At 71.8% G+C, this 20,734-nt stretch carries 13 protein-coding genes; 8 read left to right on the top strand and 5 right to left on the bottom strand.

Going from position 1 to position 20,734, the window contains the following annotated elements; genetic code table 11:
* Positions 1–170: 170 nt before the first annotated feature.
* The 3 genes from A5481_RS24470 to A5481_RS24460 form a co-directional block, all read right to left on the bottom strand.
* The gene (locus tag A5481_RS24470; protein WP_048436721.1) at positions 171–3,452 is read right to left on the bottom strand and encodes an efflux RND transporter permease subunit; all 3,282 of its coding nucleotides are present in this window, start codon (positions 3,450–3,452) and stop codon (positions 171–173) included.
* A gap of 271 nt (positions 3,453–3,723) precedes the next feature.
* The gene (locus A5481_RS24465; RefSeq protein WP_048436722.1) at positions 3,724–6,843 is read right to left on the bottom strand and encodes an MdtB/MuxB family multidrug efflux RND transporter permease subunit; all 3,120 of its coding nucleotides are present in this window, start codon (positions 6,841–6,843) and stop codon (positions 3,724–3,726) included.
* A 208-nt stretch (positions 6,844–7,051) separates the two neighbouring features.
* Positions 7,052–8,398, bottom strand: coding sequence for an MdtA/MuxA family multidrug efflux RND transporter periplasmic adaptor subunit (locus A5481_RS24460; protein WP_048436723.1), 1,347 nt, complete (start codon positions 8,396–8,398; stop codon positions 7,052–7,054).
* Positions 8,399–8,728: 330 nt separating this feature from the next.
* Here A5481_RS24460 and A5481_RS24455 point away from each other — a divergent pair, with 330 nt between their 5' ends.
* The 3 genes from A5481_RS24455 to recD2 all read left to right on the top strand — a co-directional run bounded on the left by A5481_RS24455 (position 8,729) and on the right by recD2 (position 12,643).
* Positions 8,729–9,370 carry a DedA family protein gene (locus tag A5481_RS24455; protein ID WP_048436724.1) on the top strand — a complete coding sequence of 214 codons (642 nt, stop codon included), beginning with the start codon at positions 8,729–8,731 and terminating at the stop codon, positions 9,368–9,370.
* 104 nt (positions 9,371–9,474) lie between these two features.
* Positions 9,475–10,341 (top strand): FkbM family methyltransferase, encoded by an 867-nt coding sequence (locus A5481_RS24450; protein WP_048434823.1) that lies wholly within the window; start codon positions 9,475–9,477, stop codon positions 10,339–10,341.
* Between the two features lie 55 nt (positions 10,342–10,396).
* Positions 10,397–12,643 (top strand): SF1B family DNA helicase RecD2, encoded by a 2,247-nt coding sequence (gene recD2 / locus A5481_RS24445; RefSeq protein WP_048434824.1) that lies wholly within the window; start codon positions 10,397–10,399, stop codon positions 12,641–12,643.
* 174 nt (positions 12,644–12,817) lie between these two features.
* Here recD2 and A5481_RS24440 read toward each other — a convergent pair whose 3' ends face one another.
* Positions 12,818–13,354, bottom strand: a complete 537-nt coding sequence (locus A5481_RS24440) for a DUF2244 domain-containing protein (RefSeq protein ID WP_048434825.1) — start codon at positions 13,352–13,354, stop codon at positions 12,818–12,820.
* A gap of 20 nt (positions 13,355–13,374) precedes the next feature.
* On the opposite strand from A5481_RS24440, the gene nth reads away from it, so the two are divergent.
* The 5 genes from nth (at position 13,375) to A5481_RS24415 (ending at position 20,036) form a co-directional block, all read left to right on the top strand.
* Positions 13,375–14,160: an endonuclease III gene (gene nth / locus A5481_RS24435; protein WP_082173197.1), complete on the top strand. Its 786-nt coding sequence runs from the start codon at positions 13,375–13,377 to the stop codon at positions 14,158–14,160.
* Between the two features lie 50 nt (positions 14,161–14,210).
* Positions 14,211–14,618: a hypothetical protein gene (locus tag A5481_RS24430; RefSeq protein ID WP_048434826.1), complete on the top strand. Its 408-nt coding sequence runs from the start codon at positions 14,211–14,213 to the stop codon at positions 14,616–14,618.
* Positions 14,619–14,709: 91 nt separating this feature from the next.
* Positions 14,710–16,476 carry an efflux RND transporter periplasmic adaptor subunit gene (locus tag A5481_RS24425; protein WP_048434827.1) on the top strand — a complete coding sequence of 589 codons (1,767 nt, stop codon included), beginning with the start codon at positions 14,710–14,712 and terminating at the stop codon, positions 16,474–16,476.
* A 12-nt stretch (positions 16,477–16,488) separates the two neighbouring features.
* The gene (locus A5481_RS24420; RefSeq protein WP_048434828.1) at positions 16,489–19,629 is read left to right on the top strand and encodes an efflux RND transporter permease subunit; all 3,141 of its coding nucleotides are present in this window, start codon (positions 16,489–16,491) and stop codon (positions 19,627–19,629) included.
* 29 nt (positions 19,630–19,658) lie between these two features.
* Positions 19,659–20,036 carry a hypothetical protein gene (locus A5481_RS24415; RefSeq protein ID WP_048434829.1) on the top strand — a complete coding sequence of 126 codons (378 nt, stop codon included), beginning with the start codon at positions 19,659–19,661 and terminating at the stop codon, positions 20,034–20,036.
* 419 nt (positions 20,037–20,455) lie between these two features.
* Here the strand turns inward: A5481_RS24415 and A5481_RS24410 are convergent, their stop codons facing one another.
* Positions 20,456–20,710 (bottom strand): acyl carrier protein, encoded by a 255-nt coding sequence (locus tag A5481_RS24410; RefSeq protein ID WP_048434830.1) that lies wholly within the window; start codon positions 20,708–20,710, stop codon positions 20,456–20,458.
* Positions 20,711–20,734: the final 24 nt, after the last annotated feature.

Here is a 20,734-nt window from a genome sequence, read left to right as displayed (position 1 = left end):
CGGGAGAGGGGGCGCCGCTTCCGGAGGGGTCGCAACCATCATGAAGGGCGCCACCTGAATCGGCGTCGCGGTCCCCTCTCCCGCCCCACTCCGCGGGGCACCCTCCCCCGCAGAGGGGAGAGGGTTCGGCGCTGCGGGATCGCTCATGGCACTGGAAAAGCTGGAAAAAATCATTCGGCCGGCAGCGCCCGCGTGGCGGAATCCCCGCGCCGGCGGCGCCCGACCCAGAGCCGGAACCGGTCGAGGTACAGGTAGACGACGGGGGTGGTGTAGAGGGTCAGGACCTGGCTCACGATGAGGCCGCCCACGATGGCGATGCCGAGGGGACGACGCAGCTCCGAGCCCTCGCCGCCGTCGAGAATCAGCGGCAGCGCGCCGAGAAGCGCGGCCAGGGTTGTCATCATGATCGGGCGGAAGCGCAAGAGGCAGGCTTCGCGGATCGATTCCCGTGGGCTCAAGGCGCGGGTGCGCTCGGCGTCGAGCGCGAAGTCGATCATCATGATGGCGTTCTTCTTCACGATGCCGATCAGCAGGATCACCGCGATGAGCGCGATCACCCCGAACTCCTCGCCCGCCAGCATCAGGGCGAGGATCGCCCCGATCCCGGCCGACGGCAGGGTGGAGAGGATGGTGAGCGGGTGGACCCAGCTCTCGTACAGGATGCCCAGCACCGCGTAGACCGCGAGCAGGGCGGCCAGGATCAGCAGCGGCTGGCGCGAGGACGAGGACTGGAAGCTCTTGGCCGCGCCCGCGAACTCGCCGTGGATGGTGGCGGGCATCCGCAGGTCGCGCATGTGGCCGTCGATCGCCGCGGTGGCGTCGCTCAGGCTCTTGCCGGGCGCGAGGTTGAACGACAGCGTCGTGGCGACGAACAGGCCCTGGTGGCTGACCTGGACCGGGGTCGAGCCGGCCTCGAAGCGGGCGAAGGCGGCGAGCGGCACCATCGTCTCCTTGGCGCTGCTGACCGCGGCGCTCGACGAGGCGCTGGAGCGGCCGGAGGACGCGATGGCGTTGGTGGCGGCGTTGCGGGCCGAATCGGCCGCGAGCGCGGCCGCGCTGCCGCTCGCCGCGGTGGCGGCGCTCGCGACGGTGCCGGCGACGGCGTTGGTGGTGGCCGAGCCGCGGGCGGGCCCGCCGGAGGTCGAGACGTAGATGAGCTTGAGGGTCTCGGGATTGTCGAGGAAGCGCGGCGCGATCTCCATCACGACGTGGTACTGGTTCAACGGGTTGTAGATCGTCGAGACCTGGCGCTGGCCGAAGGCGTCGTAGAGCGTGTTGTCGATCTGGGACGGGGTCAGGCCGAAGCGGGCGGCGGTCGGCCGGTCGATGACGAGGCGCGTCTCGAGGCCGCCCTGCTGCTGGTCGGAATTGACGTCGGTGAAGATCGGGTCCTTCTGCAGGACCTCCAGCAGCTTCGGGGTCCAGGTGTAGAGCTCCTCGCTGGTGTCGCCCTGCAGCGTGTACTGGTACTGCGAGAAGCTCTGGCGCCCGCCGACCGAGAAGTCCTGGCGCGGAAACAGGTAGAGCCGGGCGCCGGGAATCGCGGCGAGCTTCGGCCGCAGGCGGGCCATCACGTCGCTGATCGGGTCGCGCTGGCCGAGCGGCTTCAGGCCGACGAAGACGTTGGCCGAGTTGGTGCCGCGCCCGCCGGTGAAGCCGACGACGCTCTCCACTGCCGGGTCGGCCTGGACGATGGCGGTGGCGCGCCTGAGCTTGGCGCTCATCGCCTGGAACGAGATGCGCTGGTCGGCCTGGATGCCGCCGATCATCTGGCCGGTATCCTGCTGGGGAAAGAATCCCTTCGGCACGATGACGTAGAGGTAGACGTTGAGCGCCACCGCGGCGAGCAGCACCAGCATCACGGTGACGCCGTGGCGCAAAGCCCAGTCGAGGGTGACGCGGTAGCCCGACAGCAGCCCGGAGAACGCTCCCTCCAACCCCCGCGCCAGCAGGCCCGGCCGTGCGCCGTGCGCCTCGGGCTTGAGGAAGCGCGCGCACAGCATCGGCGTGGTGGTGAGCGAGACGACGAGCGAGATCAGGATCGCCAGGGACAGGACGACGGCGAATTCCTGGAAGAACCGGCCGATGATGCCTCCGGCGAGCAGGATCGGCAGGAACACCGCGATCAGCGACAGGCTCATCGACAGCACCGTGAACCCGACCTCGCGGGCGCCGAGCAACGCCGCCTCGATCCGCGAGCGCCCGTCCTCGATGTGGCGCTGGATGTTCTCCAGGACGACGATCGCGTCGTCGACGACGAAGCCCGCCGCGATGATGAGGGCCATCAGCGAGATGTTGTCGAGGCTGTAGTCGCACAGCCACATGGCGGCGAAGGTGCCCACCAGCGAGATCGGCACGGCGACGGCCGGGATCAGCGTCGCGCGGGCGGAGCGCAGGAAGCCGAACACCACCAGGATGACGAGGCCGACCGAGATCATCAGCGTGCGCTCGGCCTCCGCGAGCGACGCCCGGATGGTGAGCGAGCGGTCGCCGGTGACGATGAGTTCGGTGTCGCCCGGGAGCGCCGCCTTGAGCTGCGGCAGGGCCGCCTTCAACCGGTCGATCGTCTCGACGACGTTGCCGCCGGGCTGCTTGTAGACGATCAGCAGCACGCCGCGCTGGCCGTTGACGAGGCCGAGGTTGCGCCGGTCCTCGACGCCGTCGACGACCTGGCCGACGTCGCGCAGCCGCACCCCCGCGCCGTTGCGGTAGGCGACGACGATGTCCCGGTAATCGGCGGCCTTGCGGCCCTGGTCGTTGGCGTAGAGCTGGTAACGCCGATCGCCGGCCTCGATCGCGCCCTTGGGCGAGTTGGCGTTGGTGCTGGCGATCGCCGCCCGGATGCCCTCGAGCCCGATGCCGTAGTTGAACAGGACGTTGGGATCGAGCTCGACCCGCACCGCCGGCAGCGACGAGCCGCCGATATCGACGTTGCCGATGCCCTCCAGCTGCGACAGCTTCTGGGCCAGCACGGTCGCGGCGGAATCGTAGAGCGCGCCGGGGCTCAGCGTCTTCGAGGTCAGGCCGAGGATCAGGATCGGCGCGTCGGCCGGGTTGAACTTGCGGTAGGTGGGATTGGTGCGGAGTGCCGTCGGCAGGTCGGCGCGCGCGGCGTTGATCGCCGCCTGCACGTCGCGGGCGGCGCCGTTGATGTCGCGGTCGAGCCCGAATTGCAGCACGATCCGGGTCTGCCCGACGGAGCTCGTCGAGGTCATCTGGTCGACGTCGGCGATCTGGCCCAGCCGCCGTTCGAGCGGAGCGGCGACGGTGGTCGCCATGGTGTCGGGGCTGGCGCCGGGCATCTGCGCCTGGACCAGGATGGTCGGGAAATCGATCTGCGGCAGCGGCGCCACCGGCAGCCGCACGAAGGCGAACAGCCCGGCGAGAAGGACGCCGAGGGTGAGGAGCGTGGTCGCGACCGGGCGCAGGATGAAGGGGGCGGAGAGGTTCACGCGGTGGCCCCGGGGGCACGCCGCAGGCTCTCCCCTCTCCCCGCGGGCGGGGAGAGGGTCACGACCCCCTTGTCGGGGTCGTGACAAGCGGAGGCGAAGCCGGAGCGAGGGTGAGGGGGTGGTGCCGGAAGAGTCTCATCCGGAAACACCCCCTCACCCTCGGCTGCCGCCTCGCTGCTGACCCGACAAGGGGTCAGCAGCCCTCTCCCCGCCCGCGGGGAGAGGGGATGCACACGACCGGAAGTGAGAATCTGCACGGCCGTCGCGCCCCTCACGGCACCGCCTCCCCGGGCGCCAGCCCGCTGCCCCGCCGCCCGCTCAAGCGCCGGCCGAGCCGGTCGAAGGCGAGGTAGATCACCGGGGTCGTGTAGAGCGTCAGGATCTGGCTCACGATCAGCCCGCCGGCGATCGAGATGCCGAGCGGCTGGCGCAGCTCCGAGCCGGTGCCGGTGCCGAGGATCAGCGGGACCGCGGCGAACAAAGCCGCGAAGGTCGTCATCAGGATCGGGCGGAAGCGCAGGATGCAGGCCTCGTAGATCGCGTCCCGCGGGGTCATGCCCTCCTCGCGCTCCGCCTGGAGCGCGAAGTCGATCATCATGATGGCGTTCTTCTTCACGATGCCGATCAGCAGCACGATGCCGATGATGCCGATGATGTCGAGGTCGTGCGAGAACAGCATCAGGCCGGCGAGCGCCCCGATCCCGGCCGAGGGCAGCGTGGAGAGGATCGTGATCGGGTGGACGAAGCTCTCGTAGAGCACGCCCAGCACGATGTAGACCGTCACGATCGCGGCGAGCACCAGGAACAGGGTGTTGTCGAGCGAGGCCTGGAAGGCGAGCGCCGAGCCCTGGAAGATCAGCCGGAAGCTGTCGGGCATCCCCAGCTCCTGCTCGGCGGCCCGGATCGCCGCCACCGCGGGACCGAGCGAGGCGCCCGGCGCGAGGTTGAACGAGATGGTGGTGGCCGGGAACTGGCCGAGATGGCTGATGAGAAGCGGCGCGCGACGCTCGCTCACCTGGGCGATGGCGGTGAGCGGCACTTGGCCGTTGGTGGCGGTCGAGGACGGGAGATAGATCCGCGACAGCGAGTCCAGCGTCCGCTGGAGGTCCGGATCGGCCTCCAGGATCACCCGGTACTGGTTCGACTGGGTGAAGATCGTCGAGATGATGCGCTGGCCGAAGGCGTCGTAGAGCGCGTTGTCGACCGAGGCCGGGGTGATGCCGAAGCGGCCGGCCGTGGCGCGGTCGATGGTGACGTAGGCGGCGAGCCCGCTCGCCTGCCGGTCGCTCGCCACGTCGGCGAGGTCGGGAATCTGCTTCAGGCGGTCGACGAGGCGCGGCACCCAGGTGTCGAAGGCGGCGAGATCCGGGTTCTCCAGGATGAACTGGTACTGCGTCGCGCTCACCGCCGTGTCGATGGTCAGGTCCTGGACCGGCTGCATGAAGAGCGCGATGCCCGGCACGTCGGCGACCCGGGCATTGATCCGCCGGATGATCGCGCTCGCATTCTCCGCCCGCTCGTCGCGCGGGCGCAGGTTGATGAGGAAGCGACCGGAATTGAGCGTCACGTTCTGGCCGTCGACGCCGATGAACGACGACAGGCTCACCACGTCCGGATCCTTGAGGATCTCGGCCGCCAGACGCTGCTGGCGCTCGGCCATGGCGCCGTAGGACACCGTCTGGTCGGCCTGGGTGATGCCCTGGACGAGGCCGGTATCCTGGATCGGGAAGAAGCCCTTCGGGATCACGATGTACAGGTGGACGGTCAGCACCAGGGTGCCGACCGCGACCAGCAGCGTCAGCCACTGGTGGGCGAGCACGCCCCGCAGGGTCCGGCCGTAGAAGGCGATGCCGCCCTCCATCAGCCGGCGCCCGGCATCGCCGATCCGGCCGGCGGCACGGGCTTGAGGCGGCTGGTGGCGCAGGAGGCGCGCGCACAGCATCGGCACGAGCGTCAGCGAGACCACGCCCGAGATGACGATGGTGGCGGCGAGCGTGATGGCGAATTCGTGGAACAGGCGCCCGACCACCTCGCCCATGAACAGCAGCGGGATCAGCACCGCCAGCAGCGAGACCGTGAGCGAGATGATGGTGAATCCGATCTCGCGCGAGCCCTTGAGGGCCGCCTCCATCGGGCTGTCGCCCTCCTCGACGTGGCGGGCGATGTTCTCGATGACGACGATCGCGTCGTCGACGACGAAGCCGGTCGCGATGGTGAGCGCCATCAAGGACAGGTTGTCGAGGGAGAAGCCCCACAGGTCCATCACGGCGAGCGCGCCGACGAGCGACAGCGGCACCGACAGGCTCGGGATCAGGGTGGCGGGCAGCGAGCGCAGGAACAGGAAGATCACCAGCACCACGAGGGCGATGGCGAGCAGCAGCTCGAACTGAACGTCCTCGACGGAAGCCCGGATCGTCACCGTGCGGTCGGTGAGCGGGGTCACCTGGACCGCCGCCGGCAGCGTCGCCTGGAGCTGGGGCAGGAGCGCCTTGATCCGGTCGACCACCGCGATGACGTTGGCGCCGGGCTGGCGCTGGATGTTGAGGATCACCGCCGGCGTGGTGTCCATCCAGGCGCCGAGCTGGGTGTTCTCCGCCCCTTCCACCACCTGCGCCACCGCCGAGAGCCGCACCGGCGCGCCGTTGCGGTAGGCGATCACCGCGTCGCGATAGGCGTTCGGGTCGCGGATCTGGTCGTTGGCGTTGATGGTGAAGGACTGGGTCGGCCCGTCGATCGAGCCCTTCGGGGTGTTGACGTTGAGGTTGTTGATGGTGGTGCGCAGGTCGTCGATGTTGAGGCCGTAGGCCGCGAGTGCCATCGCGTTGAAGCGCACCCGCACGGCCGGCCGCTGCCCGCCCGCCATCGAGACGAGGCCGACGCCCGAGACCTGGCTGATTTTTTGCGCCAGCCGCGTCTCGGCGAGGTCGCGGACCTGCGTCAGCGCCAGGGTCTTGGAGGTGAGCGCCAGCGTCAGGATCGGCGCGTCGGCGGGGTTGACCTTGGCGTAGACGGGAGGCGCCGGCAGGTCGCCGGGCAGCAGGTTGCCGGCGGCGTTGATCGCGGCCTGCACCTCCTGCGTCGCGATGTCGATGCCGAGATCGAGGTTGAACTGGAGCGTGATGACGGAGGCGCCGGCGGACGATTGCGACGTCATCTGGTTGAGGTTGGCGAGCTGGCCGAACTGCCGCTCGAGCGGCGCCGTCACCGCCGAGGTCATCACCTCGGGGCTCGCTCCGGGATAGAAGGTCTGAACCTGGATCGTCGGGTAATCGACCGAGGGCAGCGCCGAGAGCGGCAGGTTGAAGTAGGAGATCATGCCGACGAGCAGGATCGCCAGCATCAGCAGCGTGGTCGCGACCGGGCGCAGGATGAACAGGCGGGAGGGGTTCATCGGAACGCCCGATCATTCTGCACGGACGGCCGTGCGCGCCAAGCCCTCCCCCGCAGAGGCAGGGCTGTGCGGGGAAAATCCCGTCTGAATTCGAAGCGCGGGATCTCCTCTCCCCGCGGGCGGGGAGAGGAGAGACCCGCGCGATTCCTTTCCCCGGACAGCCCTGCCGCAGAAGGGGGACAGGTATGGGCGGCACGCCTCGTCTTGCTCACGGGTTCTGGCTCTGCCGGCGGCGGTGCGGGCGCTCGCCCTCGGAACGTGGAGCCTCCGGCTTCGGCTGGGCGGCGCCGTCCGGCTGGGCTTGCTTCGCCTCCGGCCCGGCCGCCTTCTCGGGCCGCCCGCCGGTGACGCGCACCTGCGCCCCGTCCTTCAAGCGATCGGTGCCGTCGACCACCACCCGGTCGCCGACCGCCAGCCCCTTGGTCACCACGGTGCGCACGCCGTCGCTCTCGCCGATCTCGATCGGGCGCACCGCGACCTTGTCGTCGCCGGTCAGGAGGTAGACGTAGGTGCCCGGCGTGCCGCGCAGCACGGCGGCGGCCGGCATGAGGGCGGCATCGCGCACGGTGTCGACGTCGAGGCGGGCATTGACGAACTGGTTGGGGAAGAGCCGCTCGTCCCGGTTCGGCAGCAGGGCGCGCAGCTTCACCGTGCCGGTGGTGACGTCGATCTGGTTGTCGACGGTGTCGAGGGTGCCGCGGTCCATCTCGGTCGTGTCCTGGCGGTCGAAGATCCGCACCGGCAGGGTGGCGCCGGCCCGCAGCCGGTCCATCACCCGCAGCAGCACCGTCTCCGGCAGGGTGAAGATCACCGACATCGGATGGAGCCGGGTGACGACGACGATGCTGGTCGAGGCGGCGGTGACGTAGTTGCCCCGGTCGATCTGGCGCAGGCCCACCCGGCCCTCGACCGGCGAGGTGATGCGGCCGTACTGGATGTTGAGCTTCTGCTGGTCGATCTGCGCCTTGTCGGACTCGACGACGCCCTCGTACTGCTTGACCGTGGCGGCTTGCGTGTCGACGTTCTGCTTCGAGATCGAATCCTGCCGGTTCAGGATCTGGTAGCGGGCGAGGTCGAGGCGGGCGTTCTGGAGCAGCGCCTGGTCGCGCAGGAGCTGGCCCTGGTACTGGGCGAGCAGGGCCTCGTAGGGCCGCACGTCGATCTGGGCCAGGAAGTCGCCGGCCTTGACGCTCTGGCCCTCGCGAAAGCCGATCTCGGTGAGGTAGCCGCTGATCTGCGAGCGCACCGTGACGGTGTCGAGCGGCGTCACGGTGCCGAGGCCCGACAGCACCACCGGCATGTCGCCCTTCTCGACCGTGGCGATGCCGACCGCCTGGGGCCCCTCCCCGCCCGCGCCGCGGCGCCCGCCGCGGCGGCCGGCGCCGGCCTGCTGCGTCTCCGCCCGCTTGAAGCCGTCCGGCCAGTAGGTGCGGGTGGCCCAGTAGCCGAGGCCGGCGAGCACGAGCAGCACGATCAGCCAGACCACGCCGCGGCCGCGCCGCCGGGGCGGCGACCCGACCGCGTCGTCGGTCCGGATGGGAGACAATTCGTTCATCGACCTGGACAACCCGGACTAGGAGACTCTGCTCTGAGACTTGGCTCTGATACGCGGCTCGCGCCCCCCGCGATGCCCCTCATGTCGTACCGGCGGCGCGGGATGCCGCCTGCGGCACGTCGCCCGCGCCCCTCGGGTCCCGCGCCTCCCGGCCCATTCCGCACGGCAATGCGTCGCCAGTAGGACGGCGATGTTGCCTCACGATTGCTGAACGCCGCCCGTGCGTTGCCCTGGAAGAGCCACGATCCCCACGCTTATCTGAGGACAAGTGGCGCGACATCGCGCCTCCTCCCCTCGGCTGCCATACCCCGACCGTCCGCAGACACGCCCATGCACTTCCTCCACGACCTGCCGGTCGCCGACCTGATCTCCCAGTACGGCTACTGGGCGATCTTCCTGATCGTCACCCTGGAGAGCGCCGGCGTGCCGATGCCGGGCGAGACCGCCTTGATCTCGGCCTCGGTCTATGCCGGCTCGACCGGGCAGCTGCGCATCGGCCTCGTGGTGCTGGCCGCGGCGCTCGCCGCCATCATCGGCGACAATATCGGCTACTGGGTCGGCCGGCGCTGGGGCATGCCGCTGCTCCTCAAGCACGGGGGGAAGATCGCCCTCGACCACCGCCGGCTCAAGCTCGGCCAGTACCTGTTCCGCCGCCACGGCGGCAAGATCGTGTTCTTCGGCCGCTTCACCGCGATGCTGCGCGCCTACGCGGCCCTGCTCGCCGGGGTGAACCAGTTCGACGCCCGCCGCTTCTTCCTGTTCAACGCCGCCGGCGGCATCGCCTGGGCCTCGTCGATGGGCTTCGGCGCCTACCTGTGCGGCCGCTCGATCGAGCACGTCGTCGGGCCGATCGGGCTGGGGCTCCTCGCCGTCGTGGTGTTCGGCGGCATCGCCCTGTGGCTGTTCGTGCGCCGGCACGAGGCGCGGCTGACGCAGGAGGCCGAGCAGGCGATCCCGGGCCCCCTCGCCTGAGGCCGCGCATTGCCGGCCGCGCCCGCGGGTGGCATGAGGCGCGCCACGATACTCCCACCCGCCCCGCGCGGGGCGGCCGCGGCACGCCGCGGTCCCGAACCGGCATGATGACACAGCCCACCCAACCCCTGGCCGCCCACCCCTCGGCCGCCCATCCCTTCGGCACCTTCGCGCCCGCCGGCCTCGTGCGCTGGATCGTCTCGCGCACTGAGCGCCTGCCCGACGAGAGCTGGGGCGCGCGGCGCCTCGCGCTCCTCCTGCGGCGCTGCGCCATCCGCCTGCTGCGCGGCCGGCCCCTCGACGTCGAGCGCTACGGCGCGCGCATGCGGCTGCACCCCTACAACAACAACTGCGAGAAGAAGGTGCTCTTCACCCCGCAGTTCTTCGATCCGCTCGAGCGCAGGCTGCTGGCGGAGCGGGTCGGGCCGGACTGCGTCTTCCTCGACATCGGGGCGAATATCGGCGCCTACGCGCTGTTCGTGGCAGCCCTCGCCGGGCCGGGCGCCCGGATCCTGGCGGTCGAGCCGCAGCCCGACGTGTTCGACAAGCTCGCCTTCAACATCGCCCAGAACCCGTTCGGCCGCGTCAAGGCGGTGGCCTGCGCGGTGGCCGACAAGGCCGGCGAGATGACCCTGTTCGTCGATCCCCGCAACCGGGGCGAATCGAGCCTGAAGGTGGTCGGCACCAACGAGGGCGCGGCGATCCGGGTGCCGGCGGTACCGCTCCTCGACCTCGTGCGCGGCGAGGGCCTGACCCGGATCGACGCGATCAAGCTCGACGTCGAGGGCGCCGAGGACCTGATCCTCGAGCCGTTCCTGCGCCAGGCGCCGCCGGAGCTGCACCCGCGCCTCCTCGTCGTCGAGGACGGCACCGACCTGTGGCAGACCGACCTCTCCGCCCTCCTCACCCGCCACGGCTATCGCCGCATCGCCCAGACGCGGCTGAACCTGATCTTCGAGCGGGCGGCGTAAGGACCGGCCCGGCCCTTGCGAGGGCCCCGGCCCCTCCCGATCTTCACGGGCGCCGATGGCCCCCTTCGCCGCCCGTCCTCCCGCCCGCTCCCCCGACGCCCTCGCCGGGTCGATCGAGCGCGTCACCTTCCACAACGCCGAGAGCGGCTTCTGCGTCCTGAAGGTCAAGGCGCGGGGCCGGCGCGACCTCGTGGCGGTGATCGGCCACGCCCCGGCGGTGGCGGCGGGCGAGTGGGTGACCGCCACCGGCGCCTGGGTCAGCGACCGCGAGCACGGGCTGCAGTTCCGCGCCGACACCCTGGCGGCGACGCCGCCGACCGGAATCGAGGGCATCGGCCGCTACCTCGCCTCGGGCCAGATGCGCGGCATCGGGCCGGAGATGGCCAAGCGCATCGTCAAGGCCTTCGGGGCCGACACCTTCGCGGTGATCGAGGCGGCGCCGGAGCGCCTGACCGAGGTGTCGGGGATCGGCCCCACCCGCGCCGCCCGGATCACGGCGGCCTTTGCCGAGCACAAGGCGGTGCGGGAGATCATGGTGTTCCTGCACGCCCACGGCGTCGGCACCGCCCGGGCGGTCAGGATCTTCAGGACCTACGGCACCGACTCGGTCCAGGTGATGACCGAGGACCCCTATCGGCTCGCCCGCGACGTGCGCGGCATCGGCTTTCGCACGGCCGACGCCATCGCGGGCAAGCTCGGCCTCGCCCCGACGGCGCCCGAGCGCCTGCGCGCCGGCCTCGCCTACGCGCTCCAGGCGGCGATGGATGACGGCCATTGCGCCCTGCCGGTGCCGGAGCTGGTCGCCCGCGCGGCCGAGCTGCTGGCGGTCGAGGCGGGCCTCCTGCGCACCGCCCTCGTCGAGGAGATCGGCGGCGAGTCGGTGGTGATGGACACGATCGGGGACGTGCCGCACCTGTTCCTGCGCGGCCTGCACGCGGCGGAACGGACAATCGCCGAGCGGCTGGTCGCCCTCGACGACGCGCCCCTGCCCTGGGACGAGATCGACGCGCGGGCCGCGCTCGCCCGGGTCGAGGCCGCGACCGGCCGGCCGCTCTCGCCCTCGCAGGCGGCCGCCGCCGCGACGCTGCTCAACGCCAAGGTCGCGGTGATGACCGGCGGCCCCGGCGTCGGCAAGACCAGCACCCTCGACGCGCTGCTGCGGATGCTCGACGAGGCGGGGGCCGCGGTGCTGCTCGCCGCCCCGACGGGCCGCGCCGCCAAGCGGATGAGCGAGCAGACCGGCCGCGAGGCCAAGACCATCCACCGCCTGCTCGAGATCGATCCGCGCCACGGCGGCTTCCAGAGGACCGAGCATTCCCCCCTCTCCTGCGACCTCCTGGTGCTGGACGAGGCCTCGATGATCGACGTGCCGCTGATGAACGCGCTGACCCGGGCCCTGCCGCGCCACGCCGCGCTCTGGCTCGTCGGCGACGTCGACCAGCTGCCCTCGGTCGGGCCGGGCCGGGTGCTCGCCGACGTGATCGCCTCGGGGCGCTTTGCGGTCGCACGCCTCACCGAGGTGTTTCGCCAGGCCGCCGAGAGCCGGATCGTCACGGGCGCCCACCGGATCAATGCCGGGCAGATGCCGGAGGGCTCAGGCACCCCCGACGGCGACTTCTTCGTGGTCCGGATCGACGATCCCGAGATCGGCGCCGACAAGCTCGTCGAGATCGTCACCCGCCGCATCCCGCGCCGCTTCGGCCTCGACCCGGTCAAGGACGTGCAGGTGCTCTGCCCGATGACCCGCGGGGCGCTCGGCAGCCGCCACCTCAACCAGGCGCTCCAGCGGGTGCTGAACCCGAATCCGACGGTCTCGGTCGAGCGCTTCGGCTGGGTCTTCGCCCCCGGCGACCGGGTGATGGTGGGCCAGAACGACTACGACCGCGAGGTGTTCAACGGCGATCTCGGCGTGGTGCTGCGGGTCGATCCCGAGGAGGGCCTGCTCACCGCCGGGTTCGAGGGGCGCGAGGTGGTCTGGCCGTTCGAGGAACTGGACGCGCTGAGCCCCGCCTACGCCATCACCATCCACAAGTCGCAAGGGTCGGAATACCCCGCCGTGGTGATCCCGGTGGCGATGCAGCACTACACGATGCTCGCCCGCAACCTGCTCTATACGGGCGTGACCCGGGGCAAGAAGCTGGTGGTGCTGGTGGCCCAGACCCGCGCGGTGGCGATCGCGGTGCGGGGCGGCGCGCGGCCGCGCTTCACCAAGCTGGCGGAGTGGCTGCGGCAGCCGGCGAGGAAGCGGGCCGGCGGTCCCCGGCGCAGGTCGTCCCTCCCCGCCCCCGCCCCGGACGACTGAAGCGTGAGCGGAGGGAGATCCGGGAACCGGCGCGAGACCTCGCGAAGCGTCCGTCCGATCTGCAACGGTGCAGCATTCAGAGCCGCTTCGCGGCCCATCTCCCCTGGATCCCGGATCTCCCTCCGCTGACGCTCCGGTCGTCCGGGACAGGGGCGCCGGAGGAAGACGAGGGCTCTAATACCCCTTCTTCACCTCGGCGAGCGCCCGCGTCAGCCCGTCGGCCACCACCTGCCGTTCCGTCGGCGAGGCGTCGCGGGCGACGAGCACGCGCTGGCCGCGCGACACGAAGGCCAGCGACATCAGCCCGTATTCCTCGTCCTCGACCTTGTGCAGCCGGGTCCAGAGCGGGTTGAAGCGCCACTCGGCCCGCTCGCCGCGATGGCTGACCCGGGCGACCAGCACCTCGATCTGGCTGATCACCACCTCCTCGAAGGAGCGGCCGCGGCGGGCGTTGAGGGTCAGCGCCAGCCACAGGGCGGCGATGTCGAGGCCGAAGAAGCCGGTGACCGGCCACATCCCCATCTGCAGGAAGGCGATGCCGGTGACGAGCGCGACGCCGCCGCAGGCCGCCATCACGACCCGGAAGCCGAGGCGCGACAGCGAGCAATGCGGCCGGATGGTCGCGGAGAAGACCGGGCGCTCGATCGCGTCCGGGTCGCGCCCGTAGGGGTGCCGTTCGGTCGCGTGGTCCGGTGCCTTGCCGCTCGCCATGCGCCCAATATAAGGCACGCATGACTCGCCGGAAGCAGGCCGCCCCCGACAAAATCACCGCACCCGCGAAGGTGGGGCTTGCCAAGGCGAGCCTGACGGAAGCGGCCCCCGCGAAGGCGGCGCTGGTGAAGCCCCTCACGGCACGGGCGACGACGCCCGAGCCGGTCGATGCCGCGACGCTCGCCGAGATCTTCGCGCGCCTGAGCGCCGCCAATCCGGAGCCGCGCTCCGACCTCGACTACCTCAATCCCTACACGCTGCTCGTCGCGGTGGTGCTCTCGGCGCAAGCCACCGACAAGAGCGTCAACATCGCCACCGCGCCCTTGTTCGCCAAGGCCGACAACCCGGCGGCGATGCTGGCGCTGGGCGAGGAGACGGTGCGGCATCACATCCGCACGATCGGGCTGTTCAACACCAAGGCCAAGAACGTCGTCGCGCTCTCGCGCATCCTGATCGAGGAGCACGGCGGCGCGGTGCCGCGGGAGCGCGAGCACCTGGAGGTGCTGCCCGGCGTCGGCAAGAAGACCGCCAGCGTGGTGCTCAACGTCGCCTTCGGCGAGCCGACCATCGCGGTCGACACCCACATCTTCCGGGTCTCGAACCGCGTGCCGCTGGCGCCGGGCTCGACCACCGACAAGGTCCAGGCCGGGCTCGAGGCGATCGTGCCCGAGCCCTACCGCCTCAACGCCCATCACTGGCTGATCCTGCACGGCCGCTACGTCTGCAAGGCGCGGAAGCCCGAATGCTGGCGCTGCCCGATCGCCGACCTGTGCCGCTACCCGGACAAGACGCCCGGGCCGGGCTGAGGGCGGCCGCCCCCGCTTCCCTCCCGGCCCGAATCTGGTATCCTGCCGGCATGTCCCTGCCCCGTGCCCTCGCGCGCCTGCTGGCCGTGGCGATCGTCATGATCGCCGCGTGCGTCGGCGCGTCGGTGGCCGGGGCCACCGCGGCGCAGGCCCACCAGGGGCACGCCCATCACGCGACGCCCGCCCCCGCTCCCGCGCCGACGCTCGCCGAGGCGCGCGCCGCCGCGGACGGGCCGCGCCTGACCGTGGCGCGTGACGACGAGGCGACGCCCGCCCGGCCCTGCAACGGGCTGTGCTGCGCGACCGGCGCCTCCTGCTGCGCGCCCGGCCTGCTGCCGGACGCCCTGGCGGCCGTCCCGGCCCTCACCCCGGCCCGGCGCCTGACCGCGACCGAGGACGCGCTGCCCGTCGGCATCGTCCCGGATTCCCCGGCACGCCCCCCACGACCCTTCGCCTGACGCCCGCGTCCCGCGCCGGCGCGCCACCCTGGACGGGTGGCCGTCGCCACGGGCGCTCCTCGACGTCCGCTCGTGAAGGTCTCCTCCCCCGATGCTCCCGTTCCGGTCGACGGCCGCGCCGCGCGCGCCAGCCACGGCGCTCGCCCTCTCGGCGCTCGCTCTCCTGGCGCTGCCGTTCCTCGCCACCCTCGCCCTCGCCCACGAGGGTCACGACCACGGTGCGCCCCCGCCGCCGGTCTCGAAGACCGTCGCGCCCCGGGGCGAGGCCGCCTCCGCCGCCTTCGAGCTGGTGGCGATCCCCCGCGGCGACGTCCTGGTGCTCTACCTCGACTGCTTCGCCACCGGCGAGCCGGTCACCGACGCCGTCCTGGCGGTCGAGACGCCGGCCGGCCCCGCCACGGCCGAGGCCGCGCCGGACGGCAGCTACCGCCTCGCCGCCCCGTGGCTCGCGACGCGCGCGGCCGGGGAGAACCACCTCGACCTCGTCGTCACGGTGACGGCGGGAAGCGAGGCGGACGTGCTGCCGCTCACCGTCGCGCTGCCGACGGCGCCCGGGCCGGCCGCGCCCGCCGGTGCCGGGCATGACGGCGAGGGCTGGCCGCACCGGCTCGCCGAGGGCCTGGGCGGCCGCCTCGCCGCCCGCGATCCGGGCGCCGGCCTCGCCGCGGCCGGGGGCTTCGCCCTGGGGCTCGCCGCCATGGGGCTGATGCGGGCCGGGCGCCGGGCGCCCGTCCTCGCCATCCTGGTGCTGGCCGCGACCCTGGTGCTCGGCGCCACCGCCTTCGCGCACGAGGGCGCCGACCACGGTCATCCGGAGACCCGGGCGGCCTTCGTGCCCCAGCCCACGGATCCTGCCGCCGACCTCGCCCAGCGCCTCGCCGACGGGGCGGTGTTCGTGCCCAAGCCGACGCAGCGCCTGCTCTCCCTGCGCACGCAGCTCGCCGTCGAGGGCGGCTACCGGCGCACCGTGTCCCTGCCCGGCCGCGTCATCCCGGACCCGAATGCCAGCGGGGTGGTGCAATCCTCCGTCGGCGGGCGCCTCGCCCCGCCGCCCTCGGGTACCTTCCCGCGGCTGGGCTCGCCGGTGCGCCCGGGCGAGGTGCTGGCCCTCGTCACCCCGCCGGTGCAGCGGGTCGACCTCTCCGACATGCGCCAGCGCCAGGGCGAGCTCGACCAGCAGATCGCCATCGTTCAGCGCCGGGTCGACCGCTACCGCAAGCTCAGCCCCGGCGGCGCGGTCTCGCAGGTGCAGCTCGACGAGGCGCAGGACGAGCTGAACGGCCTGACCGACCGCCGCACCGCCCTAGACCGCATCCGCCAGGAGCCCGAGGTGCTGACCGCCCCCGTGGGCGGGGTGATCGCCGAGGCGGCGGCGGTGGCGGGCCAGATGGCCGCCTCCGGCCAGATGGTGTTCCAGATCGTCGATCCGCGAAAGCTCTGGGTCGAGGCGCTGAGCTTCGACGCCCTGACGCCCGCGTCCGATGCCACCGCGCGGCTTCCCGACGGGCGCAGCCTGCCGCTCGCCTACCAGGGCGCCGGCCTCGCCGACCGCAACCAGGCGATTCCGGTCCAGTTCGCGATCCGGGGCGGCACCGACGGCCTGCGGATCGGCCAGTTCGTCACCGTGCTCGCCGCCACCGACGCCGAGCGGCGCGGCCTCGCCCTGCCGCGGGCGAGCGTGGTGCGCACCGCCAACGGCCAGGACGTGGTCTACGCCCACATCGCGGCCGAGCGCTACGAGGCGCGGCCGGTGCGGGTCGCGCCCCTCGACGGCGCCCGGGTGCTGGTCGAGGCCGGCGTGAGCCCCGGCACCCGCGTGGTGGTCCAGGGCGCCGAGCTCCTGGACCAGGTCCGGTAGGGAGAGCCGCCCATGTTCTCCGTCCTGGTCGCGCAGTCGCTGCGCAACCGCCTGCTCGTCCTGGCGCTCGCCCTCGTGCTGGTGCTCTACGGGGCGTTCAGCCTCACGCGGCTGCCGGTCGACGTCTTCCCCGACCTCAACCGCCCGACCGTCACCATCATGACCGAGGCCGAGGGCTACGCGCCCCCGGAGGTCGAGCAGATGGTGACCTATCCGATCGAGACCCGGTTGAACGGCCTGCCCGGGGTGACCCGGCTGCGCTCGGTCTCCGGCGTCGGCCTGTCGGTGGTCACTGTCGAGTTCGCCTGGGGCACCGACATCTACCGCAACCGCCAGCAGGTCGCCGAGCGCCTGAGCCTGGTCCAGGACCAGCTGCCCCGCGGGGTGACGCCGCAGATGGGCCCGGTCTCCTCGATCATGGGCCAGGTGCTCCTGATCGCGGTCACCGGCGAGACCCTGTCGCCGATGGCGCTGCGCGAGACCGCCGACTTCGTGCTCCGCCCGCGCCTCCTCACGGTGCCGGGGGTGGCGCAGGTGATCCCGATCGGCGGCGAGGTGCGCCAGTTCCGCGTCGCCCCGAACCCGGCGGCGATGCGGGCGCTCGGGGTCACCAACGCCCAGCTCGATGCCGCCCTGCAGCAATTCGGCACCAATGCCGGCGGCGGCTTCACCGACCAGTATTCCCGTGAGTACCTGATCCGGAACATCGCCCGCACGATGAGCCTGGAGGACCTGGGCGACCTCGTGGTGGGGACGAGCGCCAGCGCCCCGGTGCGCCTGCGGCAGGTGGCCGAGGTCTCCTTCGCGGCGAAGGCCAAGCGCGGCGAGGGCGGCTACCAGGGCCGGCCGGCGGTGATCGTCTCGGTCGAGAAGCAACCCGACGTCGACACCGTGGCGCTGACACGGTCGATCGAGGCGGCCTTGAGGGACATCGCGCCCTCGCTGCCCGCCGGCATCGTCGCCGACAGGATCCTCTTTCGCCAAGCCGACTTCATCGAGACCTCGATCGCCAATGTCGAGCGGGTGCTGGTCGAGGCGATCCTGGTCGTCGCCGTGGTGCTGTTCGCGTTCCTCCTGAACGTCCGCACCACGCTGATCTCGCTTACCGCGATCCCGGTCTCGATCCTGACGACGGCACTGGTGTTCCATCTGCTGGGGCTGTCGATCAACACCATGACGCTCGGGGGCCTCGCCATCGCGATCGGCGAGCTCGTCGACGACGCGGTGGTCGATGTCGAGAACATCTTCCGGCGGCTGCGCGAGAACCGCGCCGCCGGCAACCCGCGCCCGGTCTTCGACGTCGTGGTCGCGGCCTCGAACGAGGTGCGCTCGGGCATCGTCTACGCCACGGCGATCATCGTGCTCGTCTTCGTGCCGCTCTTCGCCCTGTCGGGCATCGAGGGGAGGCTGTTCGCGCCGCTGGGACAAGCCTACATCGTGTCGATCCTGGCGAGCCTCGTCGTCTCGATCACACTGACGCCGGTCCTGGCCTCCTGGCTGCTGCCGGGCATGAAGAGCCTCGAGGAGCACGAGAGCCGGTTCATCGGTGCGCTCAAGCGCGCCAACGCCGCGGCGCTCCGGGTGGCGTTCCGCCACCCGCGCCGGCTCGTCGGGACCGTGGCCGTCCTCGTGGCGGGAGCCGGGCTCGCCGCCGCGCAGCTGCCGCGGGCCTTCCTGCCGCCGTTCAACGAGGGCTCGTTCACCGTCACCATGGCCTTCGCCCCCGGCATCTCGCTGCCCGAGAGCAGCCGGGTGGGATCGATCGCCGAGCGGCTCCTGATGGAGATCCCGGAGGTCGCCGCGGTGGGCCGGCGCACCGGCCGGGCCGAGCTCGACGAGCATGCCGAGGGCGTCCACTCCTCCGACCTCGAAGTGGCGCTCAAAGGCGGCGGCCGGCCGAAGGCCGAGCTCGTCGCCGAGATCCGCCGGCGGCTGGCGGTGCTGCCGGTCTCGGTCAATGTCGGCCAGCCGATCTCGCACCGGCTCGACCACATGCTGTCCGGCGTCCGGGCCGAGATCGCGCTGAAGATCTTCGGCGAGGATCTCGATTCCTTACGCCGGGTGGCGGCCTCGCTCCAGGACCGGATGCGGGCGATCCCCGGCCTCGCCGACCTCCAGGTCGAGAAGCAGACCCGGATCCCGCAGCTCGAGATCCGGGTCGATTACGGCCGGGCGGCGCTCTACGGGGTGCAGCCGGCGGCCCTCGTCGAGCAGATCAGCCGGCTCTCCAACGGGCGCCTCGTCTCGACGGTGGTCGACGGCTATCGCCGCTTCGACGTGGTCTTGCGCCTGCCCGAGGCGCAGCGCACCACCGCGGGCCTTGGCGACCTCCTGGTCGAGACGCCGTCCGGCTGGGTGCCGGCGCGCCAGCTCGCCGACATCCGCGAGACCGACGGCCCGAACCAGATCCTGCGCGAGAACGGCCGGCGGCGCCTCGTCGTGATGGCCAATACGACGGCCGGGGCCGACATGGGGGGAATCGTCGCCGCCATCCGCCGGGCGGTGGCGGCCGAGACCCTGCCGCCGGGGGTGTTCACGAGCCTCGAGGGCACCTTCCAGGCGCAGGAGGAGGCGAGCCGCACCATCGGGGCGCTCTCCCTCGTGTCGCTCGGGCTGGTCTTCGCGCTGCTCGCCAGCCGCTACCGCTCGGGCGCGCTCGCGCTCATCGTCATGGGCAGCGTGCCGCTGGCGCTGGTCGGCTCGGTGGCGGCCTTGTGGCTCGCCGGCCAGCCGCTCTCCGTCGCCTCGATGATCGGCTTCATCACGCTCACCGGCATCGCGGCCCGCAACGGCATCCTCAAGATCAGCCACTACCTCAACCTCGCCCTGCACGAGGGCGTGCCGTTCGGGCCGGACCTCGTGGTGCGCGGCAGCCTGGAGCGGCTGACCCCTGTGCTGATGACGGCCCTGTCGGCCGGGATCGCCCTGGTGCCGCTGCTGTACGATGCCGCGAGCCCCGGCAAGGAGATCCTGCACCCGGTCGCGGTGACGATCTTCGGCGGGCTCGTCAGCGCCACCCTCCTCGACGCGGTGCTGACCCCGGTGCTGTTCCTGCGCTTCGGCCGCCGCCCGCTCGCGCGCCTCCAAGCGGCCCGCGACGCCGCGCGGGCCGACGACGCCCACGCCGCGCCCGCACCGGCGGACGCATTCTGATCCTTCCGTCACGACACCCGGAGAACCCGATGCTGCTCCAGAGATTCCTCGCCGCCGGCACCGTGCTGGTCGCCCTGCCGCTCTGCGCGCACCGCGCCTGCGCCCACGAGGGCGTCGGCCACCATGGCGGCCGCCTCGCCGATGCCGGTCCCTACCACGTCGAACTCGTGACCAAGGACCGCCGGGTCGAGGTCTGGGTCTACGACGCCAAGGAGAAGGCCGTGTCCCCGGCCGGCTTCAAGGGCACGGCGATCCTGGTCGTCGGCGGCAAGCCCGCCCGCGTGGTCCTGGCGCCGGCCGAGGCGCGGCTCACCGGCGAGGCCGAGGTGGCGCTCGGCGCGACCCCGAAGGGCGTGGTGCAGATCACCGGGCCTGACGGTGCGGCGGCGAGCGGGAAGTTCAACTGAAGGGCGGCGTGCTTGGCGGAGCACGGCCGACGAAACCGGGTCTCGTCGAGACTCCTGATCCTCGGGCCAACTCATCCCGGGCCTTCGTGAGCCACGTCCCCTTCCCGGACGACTGCAACGAAGTGGACGGAGATCCGGGATCCGGCACAAGACGTCGCGAAGCGGCTCCGTTTGTCTGCAACGGTGCAGCATACGGAGCCGCTTCGCGGCACGTCTCCTGCTCGATCCCGGATCTCCTTCCGCTGCCGCTCCCGTCGTCCGGGAAAGGGGGGAGGTGGCTCGGGAGTGACCGCGAGCCGTCCGCCGCCGCATCCGACAAGGCCGCGGATCGGGGCGCAGCACGATCGGGCGGACTTCCAGCCGGTTCAGACGACGACGGCGTCGGGACGAACGATGACGGGTTGCGCCGCCTGCCGAATCTACGCCGCCTTCCGCATCGTCTGCCCCGACACGAAGTCGCGGATGTTGCGCACGCTCGAGAAGGCGTCGCGGTTGAGCAGGTGTTCCGGGAACTCGATCCCGAAATGCTCTTCCAGGTCCATCATCACCTGGACGGCGCCGAACGAGTCGAGTCCGTTGTCGAACAGGCAGGCATCGTCGGACAGACGGTCGATCGTGCGGGCGAGAGTGCCGTGGCGCGCCAGAATCGTGCGGATGTCCTGCGTCTGAGCCATCGGGCGTCCTCGATCAAGTGGGCT

This window comes from Methylobacterium platani (assembly GCF_001653715.1).
In the GTDB taxonomy this organism is placed as follows: domain Bacteria; phylum Pseudomonadota; class Alphaproteobacteria; order Rhizobiales; family Beijerinckiaceae; genus Methylobacterium; species Methylobacterium platani.
The sequence above is the reverse complement of the archived record's forward strand: the minus strand, read 5'-3'. Positions and strand labels throughout refer to the sequence as shown.

Coding starts and splice junctions, on each gene's coding strand:
- A5481_RS24425 (WP_048434827.1), top strand. CDS start 14,710: ATGCTCCCGTTCCGGTCGACGGCCGCGCCGCGCGCGCCAGCCACGGCG.
- A5481_RS24420 (WP_048434828.1), top strand. CDS start 16,489: ATGTTCTCCGTCCTGGTCGCGCAGTCGCTGCGCAACCGCCTGCTCGTC.
- A5481_RS24410 (WP_048434830.1), bottom strand. CDS start 20,710: ATGGCTCAGACGCAGGACATCCGCACGATTCTGGCGCGCCACGGCACT.
- A5481_RS24450 (WP_048434823.1), top strand. CDS start 9,475: ATGATGACACAGCCCACCCAACCCCTGGCCGCCCACCCCTCGGCCGCC.
- A5481_RS24440 (WP_048434825.1), bottom strand. CDS start 13,354: ATGGCGAGCGGCAAGGCACCGGACCACGCGACCGAACGGCACCCCTAC.
- A5481_RS24455 (WP_048436724.1), top strand. CDS start 8,729: ATGCACTTCCTCCACGACCTGCCGGTCGCCGACCTGATCTCCCAGTAC.
- A5481_RS24415 (WP_048434829.1), top strand. CDS start 19,659: ATGCTGCTCCAGAGATTCCTCGCCGCCGGCACCGTGCTGGTCGCCCTG.
- recD2 (WP_048434824.1), top strand. CDS start 10,397: ATGGCCCCCTTCGCCGCCCGTCCTCCCGCCCGCTCCCCCGACGCCCTC.
- A5481_RS24460 (WP_048436723.1), bottom strand. CDS start 8,398: ATGAACGAATTGTCTCCCATCCGGACCGACGACGCGGTCGGGTCGCCG.
- nth (WP_082173197.1), top strand. CDS start 13,375: ATGACTCGCCGGAAGCAGGCCGCCCCCGACAAAATCACCGCACCCGCG.
- A5481_RS24430 (WP_048434826.1), top strand. CDS start 14,211: ATGTCCCTGCCCCGTGCCCTCGCGCGCCTGCTGGCCGTGGCGATCGTC.
- A5481_RS24465 (WP_048436722.1), bottom strand. CDS start 6,843: ATGAACCCCTCCCGCCTGTTCATCCTGCGCCCGGTCGCGACCACGCTG.